This is a genomic window from Sinomicrobium pectinilyticum, from assembly GCF_003725735.1.
Lineage (GTDB): Bacteria > Bacteroidota > Bacteroidia > Flavobacteriales > Flavobacteriaceae > Sinomicrobium > Sinomicrobium pectinilyticum.
In genome coordinates this window covers 1-5888 of record NZ_RJTM01000088.1, presented here as the reverse complement: position 1 = coordinate 5888, position 5888 = coordinate 1, and the positions used below count along the sequence as shown (strand labels likewise).

Here is a 5888-nt window from a genome sequence, read left to right as displayed (position 1 = left end):
AAAGAAATATTAAATAGTAATAATTATAAAAAGAAAAATTTTAAAAAAAGAAAAGTAAACCCGAGGAAGCCATGAAAGGGAAGACAAAGAATAGAGCCGAACGCGAAACCACCCCAAAAAAGGATAGGGAAGGTAAAAATGACATGGCTGATGAAAAGAAAAAAGTTTTTCCAAATGGTGTATCTCCTTATATCCCTCAAAAGTCGCCAAGGTCCATAATGACCACAGCACAATTCAAATCCCTTTTATGGAAGGAAGGGCAGCTCTATTTCGGAAAGATGAACCGTCCCTTTATCGTTGACCAGCATAACCGGGAATTTCTAAACCTGCTCTCTCAATATTGGGCTAATGACATAGCATTTGAAAAAGAATCCAACGGAGAGCTGCGAAAAGGACTTTTAATCTATGGCCCCTGTGGGACAGGTAAAAGTTCTGTCTTTGACATTATCCAGGGCATAAGCAGGAAATATCACCTGATGCGGTTTTGGTTTAGCAGTATATCCGTCCATGATGTGGTATCCCAGTATAATAAGAAAGGGGAGTATGTTATCGAGAAATTCGCCAAAGGGAAGGTACATTTTGATGATCTTGGAACAGAACGCCTGGCCAACGCATGGGGTGTAAAAGAAAAACTTTTGGGCAGGATTTTAGAACTCCGCTACAATGAATTCAAATACAAGGGCACCAAGACCTTTGTCACTACAAATCTTACCATTGATGAACTGAAAGCTTTTTATGGAAATCAAATGGAAGAGCGAAGAAACCGGATAGCAGACCGACTCTATGAGATGTTTAACTTTATGTATTTAGGTGGGCCGTCCAGGAGGTTTTAGTTACAATGAAAATTATAAGCGAATCTAAGATTTCCATGACAAAACCAAGGAAAAAATGAAAAATAGCATCACCCAAAAATCCAGTGTATTAAGCCACTCTTTTCTGATATGGTTTTTGCCGTTTAATTACGGCACAGACCCTCAGCACAAGTTTATTTCTGACGTTATTGAGAAGAAGCATTTTGTTTTTTCCTTCCTCTGCCTTCCGTTCAAAATAGATTTTAATTTCAGGATCACAGCGTACCGCCACCAGAGCACACATATGCAACTGTTTTTTAAGTGTTTTATTGGCGATATGATGGACTCTGGAGTTCTTCTCCACACTTGACCCCGAAGTGTGTTCAAAGGGGACTACACCGCAGTAACACGCCAGTTGTTTAGGGTTATGATAACGCGTAAAAAAATTTGTAAAAATGGTTAAATACAATGCAGTCATCATGCCAATTCCGGTAACGGAAGTTACCAACCCGATGGTGGTATTGAGTTTGTCATCGGAGAGGACAAGAGCCCGCAATTCAGCTTCTATACGGTTAATTTCTTTGGTCAGGCAGTTGATGGTCTTTTTAATATTCTTTTCGGCCAGTTTACCAAGTTCTGGGGCAAAAGCCTTAATTTCATTGGGGTGTTTGCTCAGGTCCGCTCTGAAGTGGACCAGTTTTTCCCGGATTTTGACCAGGATTTTAACTTTTTCCAAAATCTCCGGAACGGGTTGGTACAATGCTAACTCATCACAATTTTTAGCGGCATACCTGGCAATCCGAATAGCGTCAATTTTATCATTTTTACCTCGTTGGATCCCCATACTACGTGCAATTCTCAAAGCCATTTCTACACAAATATTAGCTTGTTTTTCAAGTAGCTTGCTCAGGACAAGCCTACCATATACCCCAGTGTGTTCCATACATATAAGCGTGTCCCTGAGAGCAATTCCCTGGTTCCTAAGCAATCTTAAAAAAGCCCTGATCCCTTTTACCGTATTATCAAAAACAAAAGAGGACGTAGTTTGTTCTTTGAGGATAGCTACATCCAAAGTGCGTTTAGATACATCGATACCAATAAAATACCGGAAGTCTGTTTTTTTCATGATACATAGATTTTTAAAAATGAAATATATACGAACGAATACAGCCCTATTTCTGAAGGAATATCTAATCCCTATTAATAGGCCTGAAAGCCTGAATTTCCATTGGATACCAGTTCAGAACATAACCGATAAAGGATGTCATCTTAGTGCCTAAGTCTGAAAACTTTGAATAGCAATTCATTCGCCTTTACCGGTTTGGCTGTTATTCATAATCATAAAGGTATGCACTTATAAATAAGATAGTTAATATCTCTTTACACCTTTATATGAATAACAAGAATAGGCCTGATGATACATAAAGTATCCTGTTAGGGAATTATAGTTTCAGACAAGTACAGTAAAATCTGAATGGCCATCGAAACCCTAATATTAGGCCTGAAAACCTGGATTTCCATTTGATGCTGATTCAGAGACAACCGATAAAGGATTTTACAAACAATGCAAGATTAAGCCAACAGCTTTATTTAGCGCCTAATTCGCCTGTATCGGTCTGATTGTTATTCACAATTATGGAGGATATCAACAAAGAAAATAAAAAGAAGCAAAAACAAAAGAAACTCAATCACTTACATTTTTATTAACTAAAAACGAATAACTCTATATGAATAACAGTGCGAATCTAAGGGGAATAGCAAGAGGGTAATGCGCTGACGCGACATTACGGATTATGTTTGTTTGTAACACTCTTATAATCAACGAATTGATTTAGTATGGTTTTATTGCCATGAAATAAAATTTTCCATTTTTATAACAAAAACGCGCTCAGCCCAGTAAAACCCGTAAAATTTTTATGAAAAAATGGATATAGGATACGAAAAAGAAGCCTTTGAAGGATTGAAGATTAAAACTTCGGTAGCCCAAAAATTCCGGAAGTATTGCAAAAAACTGTCCCAATCCCAATCCATGACTTTGTTGCTCATGCTGGAATTTTTTGAGTACAATGAAATCTCTCCAAAGGATGTCATAGGGCCAAATATGCAGACTTTGGAAAATGTACTGAAAAAGCGTATTAATGCTGTTATTTCTATTGTAAAGGATATAGAAAAGCAGCAAACCCAACCTACTGTGGAGATGCTGCAATCCCTGTTTGAAAATACTTCTCCCGCGGGGAAATCTAAGAAAAAGCTATGGCAGGAAAAGAAATATTTTGAAAAACATACACTCAAAGAGGGAAAGCAAAGCATTGAAGAAATCCGGGAAGAGCTGGACTATTATGAAGAGAAGTGTTCTCGATTGACAAAGGAACTTGCAGATACCAAACAGCGCTTTAAAAAAATTCTGGGACAATTAAAATCAGTAAATAGCACCTTCGGAAAACCCTATTTCAAACTGGAAATCAGGCCTGAAGAGCTGGCGCATATAAAAACGAAATTAGGGTTAGACAATAAGTGACTATTGGTTATTTTCGAAGATAAAAATCAAGGCCTCCTGTAAAGTCGGTGAATCCTTTTGTTAATTTCTTCTTTATACGTTTCCAGTTCAGGAAATCTTTCATTGATTATTTTAGCAACTTGATCTCCTCTATATTTATAATTTTCTGAATTAATATCCTCCCTTAACTCAAAGACTTTTTTTAGTAAATGCAAGAATTTTTCTTCACTCATAAGATTCCGCGCTACAACACAAAATAAAATACAGTGGGTTGTGCGTCTTTTTTACACTGCATATCGATTAATCAATTTTAATCATTCAGGTCTGTAAATTTATCAAATTCTATCGATATTTATTCAAACTGTTACCCACATTTCACAAGCACAAAATATTTACGGCAAATCCTTCGGAAAGTTCTATGAGACTGATATTTTTTTCATCAATTACCAAGAAGGAGCAATCATAAGAAAAAGGAATTTTACCTCGCAACATAGGTTTGTTCGGTAAAATATTTTGGGGCTTTATTTTCACTTTAACAGGTGGTCAATTCCATCAAGGTCAGGTTAACCACTTAGGCCAAGATTAAGGCCGCCCTCCTCTTGCAAAATCTTATTTCCGGGTAGCGCTTACACCCAAAGAGCTGAAATACATAAAAGAAAATCTTTATTAAGATGATATAACTATCCGTAGCATGCTTTAAGATGTTGTAATAATACGGTTAGTTCCCGTCAAAGGTAACGGCAAGATGTCCGATTGTGTCACAACCGATGTTTTGGGCTGTATGCGCTCGGATCTCGGCAGCCCTGCTGATTTTAGAATTTTAGGTTTGATTGATAGTAAAGAGAAATAGATTATGGAGAAGACAGTTATGATAAAAGACAATGTTAAAAACAGGAATTTGTGGCTACACTTGTTTTTGGTTTTCGCAAGTCTTGTGCTATAAACAACAGACCAACACGCTCCCGGGACAACGGAAGCGGTTGGCCTTACGGTGTGTCCAGGTCAAATAATTTTCCGCATAAAGCCGCTGTCGCTATTTATAGGAAAATTATTTAAGCATGCCCCTGCTGCGGGGTATCCTCGCAAGGACAGCGACCCGGACACATCTGTTGTTTGGTGGCGTGGCCGAAAGGGAAGGCTGAATGGCACGCGACCTGCTAAAACCAAAAAATGATAAAAGATGTATAATGTAGAGGGGCGTTGGTGATTTTTAGTAACCCCCAACTGTCAGATCAAATAGTGACTATTACAAATATACCGAGGATTTGTATTTCCATTTTTGCGTGATGCGGACCTCAAAAACCCGGAGGGTGTTTTTGTAAAAACAAGGAATGCCGCAAGCCTTCTCAATAAATACCTTGAGCGTATTGCTACCCAATGTGGTATAGAAAAGTCGTTGTCGAATCATATTGCCCGTCATAGTTTTGGTAATATTGCAGGGGAAAGGATACCCCCGTTAATGTTACAGAAATTATATTGGCATAGTGATTAAAAACAATCCTGAACTACCAGGCTAATTTTATTAATAAGGAAGCAGACAAAGCTCTTGATGAGGTAATCAATTTCTGAGAACTCATAGCAAAAGGATTTTTTTTCTTCCGATCATACCTGAATTTTCTTTGAATAAGGGGAAACCTAGGGAGGTGCTATTGCTGATTCGCATTATTTTAGTTAATTTACGCGCCATTATAGGGGAATTTTTCTCTATAATTGTTTTTGATACTCCGAAAATAGCTTTGGAGATTAATTTGTTGTGGCAATATATTTATGGGATCAAGAGATCTGACCATCCTGGAAAAACTTAAAAATGGAAACCCCTCGGGCTACAAAGAGTTGTTTGACCTTTACTATGAGCCGTTGACTAGCTATGCTCTGAAATATTGCGATTCCTTTTCTGTGGCCGAAGATATTGTCCAGGAATTATTTATAAAGATATGGGACAAAAAATTGTATTTGGAATTTGAAGCGCCCATAGGTCCATATCTATTTATGGCTGTGAGGAATAATGCCTTGTTGGCTGTTAAAAGAAATTCCCGGTATTACTTTGAGGAGATTGAAGATGAGGTCAATACACTTATGGAAGAAGAACAGAGCTCCCGCGAAGTTTCAGAACAGGAAAAAGAGAAACTTTATAAGGAGATTGAAGCCCTTCCGGAAAAAGGTAGGGAAGTTTTTAAGGCCATCGTACTGCAAAATATGAAATACAAAGAAGTAGCTGAGCAAATGGGTATATCCATAAACACGGTAAAGACTCATTATTCCAGGGCCCTGAAACAGCTTCGCCAATTGCTTGCTATCATGGTCCTGTTATTATTGCTTTAACAAGAGGTTTGATTTTATGTCTTTTTTCTCAGTTCTTGAAAAAGTTTGATATATAAAATTTTAGCACATGACAAAAAACAATTAGGGCATAAGACATTTAAAATGTTAAAGGCTGATATATCAGTCTTACGTCTTATATCTTGATGTCCCAAGTCCGGAAAGTAATGAATTTGGATTTTTTGTTATGTACTCATAATATAAATATAGGATAGATACAGTCATGGATAAGATCACTGACGATATATTGGAGCTGATAGCGGCCTATACCACGGGAGAGA

4 protein-coding genes and 1 pseudogene are annotated in these 5888 nt (G+C 37.5%); 4 read left to right on the top strand and 1 reads right to left on the bottom strand.

Annotated elements, in window-relative coordinates:
* The first annotated feature begins 71 nt into the window (after nucleotides 1-71).
* Nucleotides 72-833, top strand: a complete 762-nt coding sequence (locus tag ED312_RS12560) for a P-loop NTPase family protein (protein WP_123216370.1) — start codon at nucleotides 72-74, stop codon at nucleotides 831-833.
* Nucleotides 834-921: 88 nt separating this feature from the next.
* Here ED312_RS12560 and ED312_RS12555 read toward each other — a convergent pair whose 3' ends face one another.
* Nucleotides 922-1917 carry an IS110 family RNA-guided transposase gene (locus ED312_RS12555; protein WP_123216369.1) on the bottom strand — a complete coding sequence of 332 codons (996 nt, stop codon included), beginning with the start codon at nucleotides 1915-1917 and terminating at the stop codon, nucleotides 922-924.
* 798 nt (nucleotides 1918-2715) lie between these two features.
* Here ED312_RS12555 and ED312_RS12550 point away from each other — a divergent pair.
* The 3 genes and pseudogenes from ED312_RS12550 to ED312_RS12540 all read left to right on the top strand — a co-directional run bounded on the left by ED312_RS12550 (nucleotide 2716) and on the right by ED312_RS12540 (nucleotide 5610).
* Nucleotides 2716-3309 (top strand): BfmA/BtgA family mobilization protein, encoded by a 594-nt coding sequence (locus tag ED312_RS12550; RefSeq protein ID WP_123216368.1) that lies wholly within the window; start codon nucleotides 2716-2718, stop codon nucleotides 3307-3309.
* 1378 nt (nucleotides 3310-4687) lie between these two features.
* Nucleotides 4688-4857 (top strand): annotated as a pseudogene (locus ED312_RS24500) (site-specific integrase); the annotation flags it as partial.
* Nucleotides 4858-5055: 198 nt separating this feature from the next.
* Nucleotides 5056-5610, top strand: coding sequence for an RNA polymerase sigma factor (locus tag ED312_RS12540; protein WP_123216367.1), 555 nt, complete (start codon nucleotides 5056-5058; stop codon nucleotides 5608-5610).
* Nucleotides 5611-5888: the final 278 nt, after the last annotated feature.

Coding starts and splice junctions, on each gene's coding strand:
- ED312_RS12555 (WP_123216369.1), bottom strand. CDS start 1,917: ATGAAAAAAACAGACTTCCGGTATTTTATTGGTATCGATGTATCTAAA.
- ED312_RS12550 (WP_123216368.1), top strand. CDS start 2,716: ATGGATATAGGATACGAAAAAGAAGCCTTTGAAGGATTGAAGATTAAA.
- ED312_RS12540 (WP_123216367.1), top strand. CDS start 5,056: ATGGGATCAAGAGATCTGACCATCCTGGAAAAACTTAAAAATGGAAAC.
- ED312_RS12560 (WP_123216370.1), top strand. CDS start 72: ATGAAAGGGAAGACAAAGAATAGAGCCGAACGCGAAACCACCCCAAAA.